This window comes from Hyphomonas sp., from assembly GCF_041398465.1.
Taxonomy (GTDB): Bacteria; Pseudomonadota; Alphaproteobacteria; order Caulobacterales; family Hyphomonadaceae; genus Hyphomonas.
In genome coordinates this window covers 943,547-959,966 of record NZ_JAWKUS010000001.1, presented here as the reverse complement: position 1 = coordinate 959,966, position 16,420 = coordinate 943,547, and the positions used below count along the sequence as shown (strand labels likewise).

The window sequence follows — 16,420 nt, the reverse complement described above, 5'->3', positions numbered from 1 at the left end:
CGGGAAATCCTTTATAAGGCCGGCAATTCGCGGCCCTGCACGGCGAGGCCTTCCTTCACCAGCGCATCCGTCGCCGGTTCCAGTTCGCCCTGCAGCCTTGCCATCATGTCCTTGCGCGGAAGGCCACCCGGTATTGGCGGCAATATCTCGTAGACGATCTTGCCGGGCCGCCGCAGGAAGCCCCTGCCCGGCCAGCAAAGGCCGGCATTGGTCGCCACCGGCACGATCGGCGCCTCGATCGCCTTGGCCAGCGCGGAGATGCCGGCGGCATGATATTCCGGCGGCGCGCCCGGCGCCTTGCGGGTACCTTCCGGGAAAATGACGATCTGGCGGTAATTCTCCGCGCGCTGCTTCGCTTCTCCGACCATGGCTTTCAGCGTCTTGGTGGTGCCGGCCCGGTCAATCGGGATCATCGCGGCCTTCAGCGCATACCAGCCAAGGAAGGGGTACCAGAGCAGTTCCCGCTTCATGATGATGGCGGGATCGCGCGTCACCAGGAAGGGAATGAACACGTCATACATGCACTGGTGCTTGCCCGCATAAAGGACAGGGCCTTCCGGCATGTTCTCCCGCCCGCGGATCTCGGTGCTGATGCCGCAGATCAGCCGCAAGCCAATCCGCACGGTACGCGCATAGGTGCGAATGCCGAAAATGGTCACCCAGCGTGGCAGGACAAGCGCCGGCAGGAAGATGATGCCCAGAAGGGCCATCCACAGGTACAGCCAGACCACGAACAGGAGGGAGGTGAAAACTCTCATGTCCGCTGGCTTAGCCAATCGCGCGCCATCATTCCAGCGTCGTTACCCGCCACTTGGCCCATTCCAGAAAGACCCCCTTTAGCGATTTGAAATCGGTAAAAAGATGCGACGGGTCGATCACGGTGCGAACGGGCCATGGCTCCAGCGTGATGTCCGGCATCGCGTCCTGCAGTACCAGCAGGCTACGCGCCATGTGATAGTCCGACGTGACCAGGATCAGGTCGTGATAGCCATTCTCATAGGCCCAGGCAGCGGTCTCGTCGGCATTGCCCAGCGTCGTTTCGGCAGCGTGCCCGATGGTGACGCAACAGGCCCAGACCTCCGGGTCGCCACCGGCGAGCGTCATCAGGTCGTCCATCGTCACATCCGGATGTACACCCGAGATCAGCAAATGGCCGCCCCTGCCCTCGGAGACCAGCCTCACCCCCTCCGCAATGCGCAGGCCGGACCCGCCGGTCAGCGCCACGATCGCATCTCCCTGCATGGCCGGGTCGGGTTTCATGGTCGCCGCGCGCCGGGCAAACAGGAGGAAGTCTATGGCAAAGAGGCCGAGCACGAACACGACCAACATCGTGCCGAGACGGGAATTTCGACGCCGGGGGCGGCTGCCTTTGCTCACACCATGCTCTTCAGGGCTCGGATCACCGTCACGCGCGCCGCAACACGGGCCGCGAGTCCGGCAGTCACCGGGGTCATCACCAGTACGACAAGGTCAGTGTAATCGAGGCTGAGCTCCGGAAGAAGGCCTGCATGTCCGCCATGAGCCCGCGCAGCAAAGATGGCTGCCGCAGCCGCGCCGAGCGCCAGCAGGGCCCCGACTGCCCCGGCCCTCAGGCCGAGGACCCAGAAACGCCGCTCGAACAGGCTGGCGATGAACCGGTCCCGCGCGCCCGAAAGGTGCAGGACATCGACAATATCGCGGCGGGCCAGCAGAGCGGCATGGGTCGCAAAGGCGATCACAGCCACCGCCGTCGAGGCCAGCAGCGCCACCGCCGTCAGGGCGATGAGCCGCGTGATCGCCAGCACCCGGCGCACATCGCCCGCCCAGTCGGCATGTTCATCGACCGCACTGTCATATCCTGCCGTGGCCAGCACGCCCTGCAGCGTTGGCCCCATATCGGGCATGCCGGGATCAGCCGTCACCGCGATCAGCTGTGGCAATGGCAGACTGTCCGGCAGGCCGCGATTGCCGAAATTCGGCTCCAGCAGCTCATCGATCTCTTCCTTGGTCAGCAAGTGTGCCGAGGTGACGCCGTCGGTCTTCTCGATCAGTTTGCGGGCATCCTCTGCCGCGCGGCGGTCGACATCCTGCAGGGTGATCGTCAACTCGCCTTCCACTTCCGCGGTCCAGGCGCGGGCCGCGCCATAGGTGGATTTGGCAGACAGGGCGGCCAGCGCCGCAAGGAAACAAAGCGCGCCGACCACAAAGAAGAGAGCCGCCTCGCGGGCGTCCTCGACTGGCAGGAGGGGGGTCTCACGCGCCATCAGTCTTCCGCCTTTGCCGGATCTGTCCGCCGGCGCCCGGCCGAGCCGTCTTCGCCAAATTCCACATCGCGCACCAGCAGGCCATTGTTCAGCCGGTAGACCGGCGCCTCGACCTGCCGGACGAGGCCGAGGTCGTGGGTTGCGATGATCACCGTGGTGCCCCGGCGCTTGTTCAGCTCCAGGAAGAGACGCATCAGGCGAGAGCCCATTTCGGGATCGACGTTCCCGGTCGGCTCATCCGCAATCAGGATGTCCGGCTGGGTCACAACCGCCCGGGCAATGGCAACGCGCTGCTGTTCCCCGCCCGACAGGGTCGGCGGCTTGGCATGCAGGCGCTTGCCGAGGCCCACCCAGGCGAGCAATTCCTCCACATCGGCGCGATAATCTGCATCTTTCCGGCCGACGACCCGCAGCGGCAGGGCCACATTCTCATAGGCCGAGAGGTGCTCCAGCAGGCGAAACTCCTGGAAGACGACGCCCACGCGGCGGCGCAGCGCCGAGAGCTGGTCGCGCGCAAGCCGCCCCGTGGGGCGGCCAAACAGCGAGACCTCGCCGAAGGTTGGCTTGAGCGCCAGGTATAAGAGTTTGAGAAGGCTGGATTTTCCAGCACCGGACGCGCCTGTCAGGAATGTGAAAGATCCCTGTTTCAGGCTGAGATCAATACCGCTAAGAACGTCATCCGAAGTGTCATAGCGTAACGACACGTTATCCAGACGCACAGCAATATCGTCAAAAGGGTCGAGTCTCGAAAGGGTCATCGGCTCCATCGATTGGCTCGGATGGCTGGATTATTGAGGCGAATTGCGGGAAAGACCAAGGCATGATCCTCACCTGCCCGAATTGTGAGACACAGTATTTCGCCGATGACTCAACAATCGGTGAAAGCGGCCGCACTGTGAAGTGCGCCGCGTGCGGGCATTCATGGTTTGTCGCCCCACCGGGGCTGGAAGTGGACAAGGCGCGTGCGAACCCCGCCGCCGCCCATGAAATCTATCGCGAGCGGGTGCGCGAACAGCGCCGCCGCAAAAGCCGCACCGTCGCCCTCCTTTCCTGGATCGGCACGGCGGTTCTCTTCTTTGTGCTGGGCGTTTCGGCCATCATGCTGCGCAACGATGTGGTGAAAGTATTCCCGCGCGCGGCCGGGGCCTACAAGATGGCCGGCTTCACGGTGAACCGGTTCGGCATCGAATTCGCCGACATTGAGCGCTCCCGCACGTTCAACGACACCGTGCCCGTCGTCACGGTTTCGGGCCGTGCGATGAATGTCGCGCGCTCCACCGTGGATACGCCGCTCGTGAAGGTGGACCTGAAGGACGAGCGCGGCCGCACGGTTGCCACGCGCTATGGCGCGATCAGCCCGGCGCGCCTGCCCGCCGGATCGGACGGCAGTTTCCAGGTCGTGCTGGAACAGGCGCCGATGGAAAGCTTCCAGATCGAACTCTCGCTGGTCGACCGGTCGAGCGCGCCGCCAGAGGCGCTTGCGCCCCCTGCCCCCGAAGCTCCGGAAGACACCGCAGCGGCCGAACCGGGCACCGGAGACGGAACGGAATGAGCGGCGACCCGAAGATCGAAGTCATCGTGTCCGAAGACCAGCTGATGGCGCGGATCGATGAACTGGCCGACCGGCTGGCCCCGCGTCTGACCGGCGACTGGACGGTCGTCTCCATCCTGATCGGGGCAACGCCGTTCACGTCTGACCTGATGAAGGCATTGGCCCGGCGCGGCGTGCACCCGATGCTGGATGTGATCTGGCTGGAGAGTTACCGCGATGCGCGCGAAAGCTCCGGGCGGGTCGTTGTGCGCGCAGACCTGTCGCGTCAGGTCAAGGATCGCGGCGTGCTGCTGCTGGACGATGTATTCGACACAGGCCGGACACTCGATTTCGCCAAGCACCACCTTCTGGCCAAGGGCGCGAAGGAAGTAATCACCTGCACGCTGACACAAAAGCCATGGGCGCCGCGTGGCGAGAACGGCGTCGATTTCTGTGCCTTCGATTCACCCGGCCGCTACCTCGTCGGCTACGGCATGGACGACGCCGGCAAATATCGCGGTCTGCCCTATATCGGCGCGCTGGACTGATCAGTCCCCCAACAATTTTCTCTTAGAGAATCGCAGGAATCACGCGGTCCGGCGGACGGTGGCCGTCGGCGAAGGTCTTGATGTTGATGATGACCTTCTCGCCCATTTCGGTGCGGCCTTCGATCGTGGCCGAGCCCATGTGCGGCAGGAGCAGCACGTTCGGCAGGCCGATCAGTTCCTCGTTCACCGCCGGTTCGCGTTCGAACACGTCGAGCCCTGCCCCGGCGAGTTTCCCGGACTTGATCGCGCGGGCGAGCGCTGCCTCGTCGATCACCTCACCGCGGGCCGTATTCACGATATAGGCGTCCGGCTTCATCAGTTCGATCCGGCGGGCATTCATCAGGTGGAACGTGGCCGGCGTGTGCGGGCAGTTGATGGAAACGATGTCCATGCGGGCCAGCATCTGGTCGAGGCTGTCCCAATAGGTCGCTTCAAGCTGTTCCTCGATCCGGGCGCCGACCGGCTTGCGGTTGTGATAATGGATCTGCAGGCCGAAGGACTTGGCCCGGCGCGCCACGGCTTGGCCGATGCGGCCCATGCCGATGATACCGAGGCGCTTGCCTGCCAGGCGGCGGCCGAGCATCCAGGTCGGCGTCCAGCCATCGAAGCCGCCGCCATCCATGATCTGCGCGCCTTCATGCAGGCGGCGCGGCACAGCCAGGATCAGCGCCATGGCGACGTCGGCTGTGTCATCGGTCAGCACGCCCGGCGTGTTGGTGACAGTGATGCCGCGCTGGATGGCGCTTTGCACGTCAATATTGTCCACACCGGCCCCGAACTGGGCGATCAGGCGAAGCTGCTCGCCTGCCCGCGCCAGGAGGCGGCCGTCGATATGGTCGGTCACGGTGGGCACCAGCACATCGGCGGTCTGCATCGCCTCGGCCAGTTCTTCCTGTGTGAAAGGGTGATCGTCCTCATTGAGGCGGGCGTCGAACAATTCCTTCATCCGCAACTCTACCGTAGCAGGCAGTTTGCGGGTGACGACGATCTTCAGCTTCCTGGTCGGCATGAGCACCCTTTGTAATTTTTTCTGTGGTCTCTGCGGAGGCCTTAGCAAAGCCCTGCCGGAACGCCAATGGCGAAGATTTTACGGCTAATTCACCAGACCATGGAATCTTGTCGCAGATTTCGCTTTGGAAGCTGATGCACATGAAGTGGGCACCCTTTCTGATCTCGGCCGTGTTCTTCCTCGGAGGCGCCGCCATGGCACAGGCACCGGAACTGGTGCGCGTGTCGCGATTCTCCGGAAAGCCCGTCCCCCGGTTCGAAACCCTGAAATTCGCCATGGTCAACGGCCGGGCGGGCCCGTCAAAGCAGCATCCGGTCCTGTGGGAATACCAGCGCAAGGGCCTGCCCTTGCTGGTCATCAAGGAGAGCGAGAACTGGCGGCGGGTGCGCGACCCGTCCGGCACCGAAGTCTGGGTCCATGCCCGCATGCTGGAAGAGGGGCACAAGGCCTATGTCCAGACGCCGACCGTGATGCGCGAGGATCCGCTGCCGACCGCCACGCCGGTGGCAGACCTCGGTCGGGGCGTCCTCGTCGAGCTTGGCGCCTGCACGAAGGGCTGGTGCCGCATTCAGGCACAGGATTTCCGGGGCTATGCGCCCCAGCCGTCGCTCTGGGGATCAGACCCCGGCGAAACGGGCCTCTGACCCCAAAACGCGCCTCATGAGTTGACAATCCCGGCGGTCCGGTGCCTTCAAGGCCGGTTACTGACGTTAAGGAAAATCACGCATGTCCGGACCGCACGATTATCACACGCCCAAATCCTCCTACTCCAAGGAAGACCTGCTCGAATCCGGCAAGGGCGGCTATTTCGGCCCTGGCAACGCCCAGCTTCCGGCCCCGCCAATGCTGATGATGGACCGGATCACCGAGATCACGATGGATGGCGGCGAGTATGGGAAAGGCCGCGTGGTCGCCGAACTCGACATCACGCCGGACCTCTGGTTCTTCTCCTGCCACTTCCCGGGTGACCCCGTCATGCCGGGCTGCCTTGGCCTCGATGCGATGTGGCAGATCGTCGGCTACTGGCTTGGCTGGTCGGGCAGCCCCGGTAAAGGCCGCGCCCTCGGCGTGGGCGATGTCCGCTTCACTGGCGAGATCACGCCGGACAAGAAGCTGGTCCGCTACGAGATCGACATGAAGCGCGTGCGCCGCGGCAAGCTGGTGCTCGGCATCGCCGACGGCCGCGTCTATGTCGATGGCGAGCATGTCTACACCGCCACCGATATGCGCGTTGGCCTCAAGAACATGGATCAGCCGGCCTGATTCGGCCTGCTTGACGGGGGCCAACCGCCCCCCTAGCCGTTCTGCAAAGACAAACAGGAAGGATTCGCGCCATGGCTGATGACTGGACCCCGCCCGAAGGCACCCTGATGAAGGGCAAGCGCGGCATCGTGATGGGCGTTGCCAACCAGAACTCCATCGCCTGGGGCATCGCCCAACAGCTGGCTGCCCAGGGCGCCGAGATTGCCTTCACCTATCAGGGCGAGAACCTTGAGCGCCGCGTACGCCCGCTGGTCGAGTCCATCGGCATGGATTTCATGATCCCGGCTGATGTGACCGATGACGCCTCGATGGATGCCGCCTTCGCCTCCGTGAAGGAGAAGTGGGGCAAGATCGACTTCCTCGTCCACTCCATCGCCTTTGCCGGCAAGGACGAGCTGGTCGGCTCCATGGTCGCCAACACGTCCCGCGAAGGCTTCCGCCGCGCGATGGACATTTCGGTCTATTCCTTCATCGACAGCGCCCGCCGCGCGGCAGAGATCATGCCGGATGGTGGCGCGATGATCTGCATGACCTATCTCGGCGCCGAGCGGACCGTGCCGTCCTACAATGTCATGGGCGTCGCCAAGGCCGCGCTCGAAGCCTCCACCCGCTATGCGGCGCGTGACCTCGGCACGCAGGGGATCCGCGTCAACGCGATCAGCGCCGGCGCCATGCGCACGCTGTCGCTGGCCGGCATTCGCGGCGGCAAGAGCCTGATGGGCACGGGCCGTGACTGGTCGCTCCTCAAGGAAGACACCCGCATGTCCGGCGTCGCCGGCTGCGCGCTCTACCTTTTGTCAGATCTCGGCCACTCCATCGCCGGCGAAGTCATCCATGTCGACGCCGGCTTCCACGCCGTCGGCGTGCCGGAACTTCCCGAAGAGGAATAATCCGCACGGAAAAAACTTGACCCGCGAGGGCCGCTTACCCAGATAAGCGGTTCAACGGAGCGTTTATGTCCTATTACTTGTCTGAGTCCCGGTAAGGGGCCTGCCGTTTGAGGCGCTGAGAGACAGCGTCAGGCAGGCCGGCGAGAACGATGCCGCTGGCACTTGATGCCAGTGAACGTTTTTGCGCGCCGTCACATCTCCGAATAGCGGCGCCCGACTTCGGACCACCTACAAATGGATATCTCACGCGCCGAACAGCGCATCCTCCACCTGCTCGCACAGGGCGGGCATATCGAAATCATCCGTAACGAGCACAACAAGCCGGAAGAACTGCATTGCTTCAACCGCGATGGCTGGCGCTATCCGGGCCTGAGCCTTCGCCTCTTCCGCAAGCTGAAGCGCAAACGCGCCATCGCTTCGCAGGGCGGCAGGCCGTACCGCATCACGCGGCGCGGGCTGGAACTCGTCCGCGCTGAATTCGATAACCGGTAAGTGATGTTGCCCGAAAAGGGGCACATGGTATCGATGAGGCATGAAAACCTCAGCCGAGACCCATGTGCCCCTGACCGGCTATGCCGATCTGCCGGAAGACGAAATGCTGGCCCGCGCCCTCGCCTTCCATGACCGGATGGCGAGCCGCCGCTCTGTCCGTCAGTTCTCTGACAAGCCTGTGCCGCGGGAGATCATCGAGGCTTGCGTGCGCACGGCCGGCTCTGCCCCCTCCGGCGCGAACCACCAGCCCTGGTATTTCGCCTGCGTTGGCAGCACAGAGAAAAAGCGCGAGATCCGCGAGGCGGCCGAGGTCGAAGAACGCGAGTTTTATTCAGGCCGCGCAGGGGAAGAATGGCTCACCGCCCTCGCCCCCATCGGCACCGATGCCGACAAGCCCTATATGGAAACCGCGCCCTGGCTGATCTGCATCTTCGCCCAGCGCCGCGGCGGCGTGCGCGAGGGCGACGACCGCAAGAATTACTACATCCATGAAAGCGTCGGCATCGCCACGGGGCTTCTCATCGCCGCCTGCCATGAGGCTGGCCTCGCCACGCTTGTGCACACGCCGAACCCGATGAAATTCCTCAACCGTATCTGCGGCCGTCCGGAGACGGAGAAACCCTTCCTGATTCTCGTGGCAGGACACCCCGCAGACGGCGCAATGGTGCCGAAACACGCCCTGGTCAAGAAATCACTCTCCGAAATCGCCGGATTTTTCTAAGCCCTGACGCCCCACCGTCACGGCGGGGCCTGGCAGGCGGATCGTATAGAACATGCCGGGCAGTTCCCCGTTCATGCGGCCGTTCGCAGTCAATTCGAAATCGCCGGTCAGGTTGTTCGGGATCGCCGTGCCAAGTGCGGTGTAGCGGTTCCCGGCCTGTTTCGCGCCGAAATTCTGGAAACTCCAGCCGCGCAGAGCGGGCCGCATGTCCAGCCGCTGGCCGGGGTGCATTCGCACCGGCAACGGCGCCGGAAGCGACCCCGACAATTCAAGGAAGACCTGCGTCACCCAGACACCGGATTCTGTCCGTACAACGCCCATCGCGACATCGGTGATATCCGGATTGAGGATATTGGCGCGGTGACCGGGGCTGTCCATCAGATTGTCATGCAGGCGTTCGACAGCACGACGCTTCAGGTTCCACCGCCCACCGACAACTTCCACCATGGCGACATTTTCGGCGCTGTATTCCACCAGAGCGCTACGGTCGAAGGCCGCGACCCTCGCATCATGGTGGCGCCCGTCCGGGCTCTCGTGACCGAAGAATTTATTGAACGCCATGTCGAGGCTCTGGAAGCGCGCGGCGTCCAGCAGTTCGGGGCGGAAACGAAGTGCGGCCAGTCCCCTCGATGTGCGTTCTTCATTCACACGGGTGAAGAAGTCCGCTTCCATCCGCGCATCCGCCATGTAGCCCGCCGGCCACGTCCGCAGGCAGGGCTGCACGGCCTCGACATAGTCTGCAACGGTCTGCCCGCGATGGCGGACATCCATGTCACATGCCGCCGCCGGCAGGGCCGCAAACAGGAAACCGGGCAATAGAAACAGCGCGCGCATCTTCATGGCCTGCGCAGTTTACCCCGCTGAACATGAACAGAATAGTTACAAGCTAGATCACGCCGGCGGTCTGCAGGCGTGCCAGCACCGGCGCCAGCATCCGCTCCAGCGCTTCACCCGTGGGCCGCACATTGCCATAGGCAGGCAGGCCTTCGTCGGCGATCACAAGGTCTGCCTCGAATTTCGCCGGATGGGTCCAGCGGTAATGCGCCGCCCGCACGGTGCCGAGATATTGCTGCAGCACGCTTTCCACATCCCGTCCACGCTCCACCACGTCCCGCCGGATCCGGCGCGCAAGGCGCAGATCATCGGGTGTGTCGACATAGACCGACAAGTCGATCAAGGGCCGGATCTTGGGCATGGACAGCGCATGTATGCCTTCCAGGATCAGCACCGGCGCAGGCTCGATCCGGCGCGTCTTGGTGCTGCGGTCGTGCCGGTCATAGTCATAGATCGGCTGGTCGATCCCCTGCCCCGATTTCAGCGCGCGCAAATCTTTCACCAGATGGTCCACCTCTTTCGAGGCCGGAGCGTCATAATTGATCGTCGCGATCAGGGCGAGGCGCTCTTCCTCATTTGCCGGGTCCCCGTAGAAACTCATCGGATGATAATAGGCATCTTCGCCGAACATCACGGCCTTGCCGTCCGGAAGATGGTCCAACAACGCCTCGGCGAGTGTGGATTTGCCGGACCCGGACCCGCCGGACATCGCGATCAGAAAGGATTTGCGCTTGGTCATGCATTGGCTTTTGCGGCAAACCGCCCGCCCGTTCAACGGACAATCCGCTGCATGCCATTGAGAGAAGCGACATTTTCCGGGTGGCCCTATCCGGCGACAGGCGTATGACTTGGGAGGACGAGGAGACCTGTCATGCCTGACCCGTTCGACCGCGCCCGGTTCCATGCTCAGCAATGGCTGGACAATCTGGACAATTGTCCGGCCGGGGCGCAGGCGAGTGCGGCTGAACTGCGTGCTGCCTTCGAGGCGCCACTCCCGGAAACAGGCCGCGATGCCGGCGCGATCATCGACGACCTTGCCGCCAAGGCCACGCCGGGCCTCAATGCCAATGCCAGCGGGCGGTTCTTTGCCTGGGTGATGGCCGGTTCCCTCCCCTCTGCCACTGCCGCCGACTGGCTCGTCTCGGCATGGGACCAGAATGTCGGCCTGTTTTCGGTCGCCCCGGCCGCCGCCATGATCGAGGAGATCACAGGCGAATGGCTGAAGGACCTCTTCGACCTGCCGCGCGAGGCCTCCTTCGCCTTCACGACCGGCTGCCAGCTGGCCCACGTCACGGCGCTTGCCGCCGCGCGCCACCGCGTGCTGGCAGACGCCGGATGGAATGTCGAGGAAGACGGCCTGTTCGGTGCACCTGCGATCCGTGTGCTGACCAGCCGGAATCGGCATGGCTCCATCGATTCCGCCATCCGCTATCTCGGTATCGGCCAGTCCAACATCGTGGATGTGGACACCGGTCCGATGGGCGACATGCAGCTGGATGACCTGGAGCGCAAGCTCTCCCATTATGACGGCCCGATCATTCTCTGCCTGAATGCGGCAGACCTGAATGTCGGCACGTTCGACGATTTCGCAAAATTGATCCCGGTGGCACAGGCAGCGGGCGCCTGGGTGCATGTCGACGGGGCGTTCGGCCTGTTCGCGCGGGTGAGCGAGCGGCTGCACCCGCTGACCGAGGGGATCGAGCTGGCCGACAGCTGGGCGACCGACGGCCACAAATGGCTGAATGTGCCCTATGATTGCGGCATCGCTTTTGTGCGCGACGCTGAAGCCCACCGCGCGGCCATGGCGCTCGGCGCCACCTATCTTTCCCCCAGCCGGGAGGCGCGCGACCCGAACGACTGGAATCTGGAACTCTCCCGCCGCGCCCGGGCCATCCCCGTCTATGCCGCGCTGCAGGAACTGGGGCGGCAGGGCGTGGCGGAGATGATCGACCGGTGCTGCGATCATTGCCGCGCGCTCGTCTCCGGCATAGGCGCCTTGCCGGGTGCAAAGGCTCTGAACGATCCCGTGCTGAACCAGGGGCTGGTCCGCTTCGAGCGGGCGGGCGCGAGCAAGGAAGAGAATGACGCCTTCACCAATGAGATTGTCGCCCGCATCAATGCCAGCGGTGAAGCCTTCTTCTCCCCCACCACCTGGAACGGCCAACGCGCCATGCGCATCAGCGTCGTCAGCTGGCGGACCAATGAGGAAGATGTGAAGCGGACAATAGCGGCGGTGAAGCAGGCACTGGACGGCTGAAACGAAAAAGGCCGCCCGTTGCGGGGCGGCCTTCTGAAGTCCGTTGGGGGTGAGGATTATTCCTCTTCGCCGCCCTTGTCTTCGGTGATTTCCTTGCCGGTCTCCTGGTCGACGACTTTCATCGACAGGCGGACTTTGCCGCGATCGTCGAAGCCGAGCAGCTTGACCCAGACCTTGTCGCCTTCCTTGACCACGTCTTTCGGATGGCCAACGCGCTCGTTTGCCATCTGCGACACGTGGACGAGGCCGTCCTTCGGTCCGAAGAAGTTCACGAAAGCGCCGAAGTCTTTCAGGCCAACGACCGTACCCTGATAGATCTCACCGACTTCCGGCTCTGCAACGATCTCCTTGATCATCTGCAGGGCCTTGTCGATGGAGGCGCGGTCGAGGGCGGAGACCTGCACGGTGCCATCGTCGTCGATGTTCACCTTGGCACCGGACTCATCCACGATACCGCGGATCACCTTGCCGCCCGAACCGATCACGTCGCGGATCTTGTCGGTCGGCACCTTGATGATTTCCATCTGCGGGGCGTTGTCGGAGAGCTGGCCGCGGCTTTCGCCGAGGGCTTCCGCCATCTTGCCGAGGATGTGCAGGCGGCCGCCATTCGCCTGGGCGAGGGCTTTCTCCATGATGTCCTTGGTGATGCCGGCAACCTTGATGTCCATCTGGAGCGAGGTCACGCCGACTTCGGTACCGGCGACCTTGAAGTCCATGTCGCCGAGGTGGTCTTCGTCACCCAGGATGTCGGAGAGGACAGCGAAGTCTTCGCCTTCCAGGATCAGGCCCATGGCGATACCGGAGACCGGACGCTTCACCGGCACGCCGGCGTCCATCATGGCCAGCGAGCAGCCGCAGACCGTCGCCATCGAGGACGAGCCGTTGGACTCGGTGATCTCGGAGACGAGACGGATCGTGTACGGGAATTCAGCGTGATCCGGCAGCACGGCTTTCAGCGCGCGCCATGCGAGCTTGCCGTGGCCGATTTCGCGGCGGCCTGCACCGCCCATCCGGCCGGTCTCACCGACGGAGTAAGGCGGGAAGTTGTAGTGCAGCAGGAAGTTTTCCTTCCGGGTGCCGTCCAGGCTGTCGATGTATTGTTCGTCATCGGACGTACCGAGCGTTGCCACACAGATCGCCTGGGTTTCACCGCGGGTGAAGAGCGAGGAACCGTGCGTACGCGGCAGGAAGCCGGCTTCGGCCACAATCGGGCGAACCTGGTCCAGCTTACGGCCGTCGATGCGCTCACCGGTCTTCAGGATGTCACCGCGGACCACAGCGGCCTCGGTTTCCTTGAAGGCGGCCTTGAAGGTCTCGGCGGACATTTCGCCCGGCGCTTCCTCGGTGCCGACGAGGGCGGCTTTCGCCTTGTCGCGGGCTTCGCCGACAGCGGCCTGACGGGCCAGCTTCTCGGTGATCTTGTAGGCAGCGGAGAGGTCCCCGCCGACAATGCCCTGGATCGATGCGACGGCGGCGGAGTTGTCCACCGGCTCGAAGTCGAACGGAGCCTTGGCGGCTTTCTCAGCGAGCTCGATGATCGCGTCGATCACCGGCTGCATGGCGTCATGGCCGGCGACAACGGCGCCGAGCATCACGTCCTCGGAGAGTTCCTTGGCCTGCGATTCCACCATCATCACGGCGTCGGCCGTACCGGCGACGACGAGGTCCAGCTCGGACTCTTCTAGTTCAACCTGGCTCGGGTTGATGAGGTATTCGCCATCCTTGTAGCCGACGCGTGCTGCGCCGACCGGGCCCATGAACGGGGCGCCGGAGAGGACGAGCGCCGCGGAGGCGCCGATCATGCCGAGGATGTCCGGATCGTTTTCGAGATCGTAGGACACAGCCGTCAGCACGACCTGGACTTCATGCTTGAAGCCGGAAACGAACAGCGGGCGGATCGGGCGGTCGATGAGGCGCGAGGTCAGCGTCTCTTTCTCGGTCGGACGGCCTTCACGCTTGAAGTAGCCACCCGGGATGCGGCCCGAAGCGTAGTATTTTTCCTGATAGTTGACCGTCAGCGGGAAGAAGTCCTGTCCGGGCTTGGCTTCCTTTGCAAAAACGGCGGTCGCGAGGAGGACCGTGTCGCCATACGTCACCATCACGGCGCCATCGGCCTGGCGGGCTACCTGCCCGGTTTCAATCGTCAGCGTGCGGCCGGCCCATTCCAGCGACACGGATTGCTTGTTAAACATTTCGTCTTGTCTTTCTTCACATACGAAAAGCCCGCCGCGGCCCTATTGCCCGGCGGGCTTGTTTTGGGTCGCCCTAGCGGCGGATGCCCAGTTCTGCGATGAGTTTGCTGTAGCGCGCCTCATCCTTGCCCTTGACGTAATCAAGCAGCTTTCTGCGCGTTGCCACCATGGCCAGCAGGCCGCGGCGGGAGTGGTTGTCTTTCTTGTTGGTCTTGAAGTGGTCGGTCAGATTGTTGATCCGTTCGGTCAGGATCGCGACCTGCACTTCCGGAGAGCCCGTATCGCCCGGTTTAGTGGCGAATTTCGTGATGAGCTCTGCTTTTTTCTCAGCGGTAATCGACATCGAATATCTTTCGTACTGTCGCCTTGCGGCGGGGTTCACATAAACGCCTGATTTGGCGGGGTTTTTCGGTGGTTTCCGGGGTCATTGGCCACAGCCGGGATGTCGTCCAGCAGGGTCAAGGTCCGAAAGGCCCACCTCAAGCGGCGGCTTATCGCTCATTTTGGGGGGAAATGGAAGGGTAGATATGTATCCCAACGTAAGCTGATGCCGCATCAAATCTAGAACAGATAAGTCTTTCGCTTTGCATCATCTATATCGAACCAACATCGCCCAGAAAGGACCAACATAGGCGGTGGTGTTAGCCCCTCGGCGCTCTCGATCGGAATCCAATTTTCGATAATTTCATTCGGCGTCATCATTCCGACCGAAAACGCATTCGTGATGATTCCACCTTCAATTTCGTCTCTGAATCCGGATATTTTTCGAATTTCGAGGTTTCCCGAGAAGAGCTGGTGGGCAATGAACCGACTAACCGTTAGTTCAATCGGCATTTTGGTTCCGTAGCCATTGTCACAATAGACTTCTTGTTCATCGAAGATCGGTTGATCAAGCGACTCGCCCTCGCGGAAATCACCGTGCCCCCCCCTTTCCATTGCCCAATTACGTGCTCAACTGCAGTACCCAAGGGGTTACCGGATTGGTCAAAGATCTGGGTATTAGCAAAGAAATTCGGATCAAGGCGCATCGGCCCCGGCCAAGAGCATTTGAATTGAAAACTAACCGCCATTTCGAGAAATTCGAAAACTGCGGGGGCTGCTAGTTCGACGCGCCACTTATGGTCTCTGGTATCTACTGGTCGGTACAAGGATATCCCGGCGTTTTTTGCAATCGAAATTGCTGCAGCACTGAAACCGTTGGCCGAAACTAAAACCCCTCGGTGACACCTCGTGTCTTTGATTAGACCCGCAAATTCTTCGACTTTTTTGACATCGACACTTTTCTTATAGTCTTTGCAATCAATGCCAATTCGCATGTCATACTGCCCGATCCGCCCTCTGACGAATACATCAATTTGGCGCATAACGCCGCTATCGGCACCACGAATTCGATAGTCGTGTATCACCTCTGAGTCGGGCGAAAGCTGTGACTGAATATCAGCCACCAACTCTTCGAATTTACGAAAATCCTTTTTGTCCATCGCTTACTTCGGTCACCTTGAGCGAATCATTTTTTCTACTTTCAGAGTAACACATCAGCCAACCCGGAGCGCGTTTGTCGAAGCAAGCGTAGGGTGGGTTGAGCGGAGCGATACCCACAGTTCGGACTCGCGGCAGGCAATGGCTGGTGGGTATCGGCTTTGCCTCAACCCACCCTACGGGTCTGCCTCATATTCCCCGCACGCGTCACACCCGATGGCCGACAGGCCATCTGGGTGCCCATCTCTGAAACATGCGGCGAGAGCGCCCTGACCTGACGGGTGCGCCGGGAGGTTCGGTGAAGGATCCCCAGACGGCTGCGCCGCCGGGGATGACGCGTGGGGAGAGTTCGGTGCCTGTCCCCTACCCGCCCCCTGTCATCCCGGAATTCGCGCAGCAAATATCCGGGACTCTGTTCCTGTCACGCGCGCACCAGATACGAGGCCCCGGATATGCGCTGCCGCCTTTTCCGGGATGTCAGGCTGAGACGGCAATCTATCCTCCCGGATGCGCTCCGGCCTCATCCTTCGCGTATGAACCCTCAGCTCCGCCTTCTCCATGCCCATGTCTGGCCGGTATTCTGGCCATGGCTGTGGTGGAACCTCATGCGCGCTGCCGATTGGCACCGGCGCACGGGGCGGAATGCGCTGATCAATGTCGATCATTTCGGCAATATCAGGTTCCTCTGCCTCGGCGATGTACCGCCGCCGGATACTCTCTACCGGTATGAAGCCCCACGCGTGCCGCGTTGGCAGCGTCCTGCCTATTGCAGCGACGTGCCCGCCGCTTTGCGTGTCCAGTCCATCATGGTCCGCCATGATCCGGCATGGTCCGGATTGATCATGCATCGTCATGACATCGTCCGGTATGATCCGGCTTTGCATGTGCATGGTCCGCCCTAGGCAGGATCCATTCTCCGCAGAGCCCCTCGCAGGCAGGACCGGGCGGAGAATGTCTTGAA

19 protein-coding genes are annotated in these 16,420 nt (G+C 62.5%); 9 read left to right on the top strand and 10 right to left on the bottom strand.

The features are described from left to right. Nucleotides 1–11: 11 nt before the first annotated feature. From R3C98_RS04740 to ftsE, 4 genes are read right to left on the bottom strand one after another with little or no spacing between them, the layout of a single operon-like run. Nucleotides 12–758, bottom strand: a complete 747-nt coding sequence (locus R3C98_RS04740; RefSeq protein ID WP_371312965.1) for a lysophospholipid acyltransferase family protein — start codon at nt 756–758, stop codon at nt 12–14. Between the two features lie 28 nt (nt 759–786). After that, nucleotides 787–1,377 carry a YdcF family protein gene (locus R3C98_RS04735; protein ID WP_371312964.1) on the bottom strand — a complete coding sequence of 197 codons (591 nt, stop codon included), beginning with the start codon at nt 1,375–1,377 and terminating at the stop codon, nt 787–789. Next, nucleotides 1,374–2,243: a cell division protein FtsX gene (locus R3C98_RS04730; protein WP_371312963.1), complete on the bottom strand. Its 870-nt coding sequence runs from the start codon at nt 2,241–2,243 to the stop codon at nt 1,374–1,376. Before R3C98_RS04730 ends, R3C98_RS04735 begins: the two co-directional genes overlap by 4 nt. Continuing rightward, a complete protein-coding gene (gene ftsE, locus R3C98_RS04725; RefSeq protein WP_371312962.1) occupies nt 2,243–3,001 on the bottom strand; it encodes a cell division ATP-binding protein FtsE in 759 nt (252 codons plus the stop codon). Before ftsE ends, R3C98_RS04730 begins: the two co-directional genes overlap by 1 nt. 62 nt (nt 3,002–3,063) lie before the next feature. Here ftsE and R3C98_RS04720 point away from each other — a divergent pair, with 62 nt between their 5' ends. Together R3C98_RS04720 and R3C98_RS04715 are read left to right on the top strand one after the other, a co-directional pair. Then, nucleotides 3,064–3,795, top strand: coding sequence for a zinc-ribbon domain-containing protein (locus tag R3C98_RS04720; protein WP_371312961.1), 732 nt, complete (start codon nt 3,064–3,066; stop codon nt 3,793–3,795). Next, a complete protein-coding gene (locus tag R3C98_RS04715; protein WP_371312960.1) occupies nt 3,792–4,322 on the top strand; it encodes a phosphoribosyltransferase in 531 nt (176 codons plus the stop codon). Before R3C98_RS04720 ends, R3C98_RS04715 begins: the two co-directional genes overlap by 4 nt. Before the next feature lie 22 nt (nt 4,323–4,344). On the opposite strand, the gene R3C98_RS04710 is transcribed toward R3C98_RS04715, so the two are convergent. Then, the gene (locus R3C98_RS04710) at nt 4,345–5,331 is read right to left on the bottom strand and encodes a 2-hydroxyacid dehydrogenase (protein WP_371312959.1); all 987 of its coding nucleotides are present in this window, start codon (nt 5,329–5,331) and stop codon (nt 4,345–4,347) included. Between the two features lie 140 nt (nt 5,332–5,471). On the opposite strand from R3C98_RS04710, the gene R3C98_RS04705 reads away from it, so the two are divergent. From R3C98_RS04705 to R3C98_RS04685, 5 genes are all read left to right on the top strand, one after another. Continuing rightward, the gene (locus R3C98_RS04705; protein ID WP_371312958.1) at nt 5,472–5,975 is read left to right on the top strand and encodes an SH3 domain-containing protein; all 504 of its coding nucleotides are present in this window, start codon (nt 5,472–5,474) and stop codon (nt 5,973–5,975) included. Between the two features lie 82 nt (nt 5,976–6,057). Continuing rightward, a complete protein-coding gene (gene fabA / locus R3C98_RS04700; RefSeq protein WP_371312957.1) occupies nt 6,058–6,594 on the top strand; it encodes a bifunctional 3-hydroxydecanoyl-ACP dehydratase/trans-2-decenoyl-ACP isomerase in 537 nt (178 codons plus the stop codon). A gap of 71 nt (nt 6,595–6,665) precedes the next feature. After that, nucleotides 6,666–7,484, top strand: a complete 819-nt coding sequence (locus R3C98_RS04695; RefSeq protein WP_371312956.1) for an enoyl-ACP reductase — start codon at nt 6,666–6,668, stop codon at nt 7,482–7,484. 234 nt (nt 7,485–7,718) lie between these two features. After that, a complete protein-coding gene (locus R3C98_RS04690) occupies nt 7,719–7,976 on the top strand; it encodes a YjhX family toxin (protein ID WP_321488052.1) in 258 nt (85 codons plus the stop codon). Nucleotides 7,977–8,016: 40 nt separating this feature from the next. Beyond that, nucleotides 8,017–8,697, top strand: a complete 681-nt coding sequence (locus R3C98_RS04685; protein WP_371312955.1) for a nitroreductase family protein — start codon at nt 8,017–8,019, stop codon at nt 8,695–8,697. Here R3C98_RS04685 and R3C98_RS04680 read toward each other — a convergent pair. Together R3C98_RS04680 and udk are read right to left on the bottom strand one after the other, a co-directional pair. Then, nucleotides 8,668–9,531: a CAP domain-containing protein gene (locus R3C98_RS04680; protein WP_371312954.1), complete on the bottom strand. Its 864-nt coding sequence runs from the start codon at nt 9,529–9,531 to the stop codon at nt 8,668–8,670. The genes R3C98_RS04685 and R3C98_RS04680 overlap by 30 nt on opposite strands. A gap of 52 nt (nt 9,532–9,583) precedes the next feature. After that, nucleotides 9,584–10,270 (bottom strand): uridine kinase, encoded by a 687-nt coding sequence (gene udk / locus R3C98_RS04675; protein ID WP_371312953.1) that lies wholly within the window; start codon nt 10,268–10,270, stop codon nt 9,584–9,586. 132 nt (nt 10,271–10,402) lie between these two features. On the opposite strand from udk, the gene R3C98_RS04670 reads away from it, so the two are divergent. Further along, entirely contained in the window at nt 10,403–11,788 is a 1,386-nt protein-coding gene (locus R3C98_RS04670; RefSeq protein WP_371312952.1) for an aspartate aminotransferase family protein, read from the top strand. A 56-nt stretch (nt 11,789–11,844) separates the two neighbouring features. On the opposite strand, the gene pnp is transcribed toward R3C98_RS04670, so the two are convergent. From pnp to R3C98_RS04655, 3 genes are all read right to left on the bottom strand, one after another. Further along, nucleotides 11,845–13,980 carry a polyribonucleotide nucleotidyltransferase gene (gene pnp / locus R3C98_RS04665; RefSeq protein WP_371312951.1) on the bottom strand — a complete coding sequence of 712 codons (2,136 nt, stop codon included), beginning with the start codon at nt 13,978–13,980 and terminating at the stop codon, nt 11,845–11,847. A 73-nt stretch (nt 13,981–14,053) separates the two neighbouring features. Then, nucleotides 14,054–14,323 carry a 30S ribosomal protein S15 gene (rpsO, locus tag R3C98_RS04660; RefSeq protein ID WP_371312950.1) on the bottom strand — a complete coding sequence of 90 codons (270 nt, stop codon included), beginning with the start codon at nt 14,321–14,323 and terminating at the stop codon, nt 14,054–14,056. A 475-nt stretch (nt 14,324–14,798) separates the two neighbouring features. Continuing rightward, nucleotides 14,799–15,461 carry a restriction endonuclease gene (locus tag R3C98_RS04655; RefSeq protein WP_371312949.1) on the bottom strand — a complete coding sequence of 221 codons (663 nt, stop codon included), beginning with the start codon at nt 15,459–15,461 and terminating at the stop codon, nt 14,799–14,801. Between the two features lie 603 nt (nt 15,462–16,064). Here R3C98_RS04655 and R3C98_RS04650 point away from each other — a divergent pair. Next, entirely contained in the window at nt 16,065–16,361 is a 297-nt protein-coding gene (locus R3C98_RS04650; protein ID WP_371312948.1) for a hypothetical protein, read from the top strand. Nucleotides 16,362–16,420 lie beyond the last annotated feature (59 nt).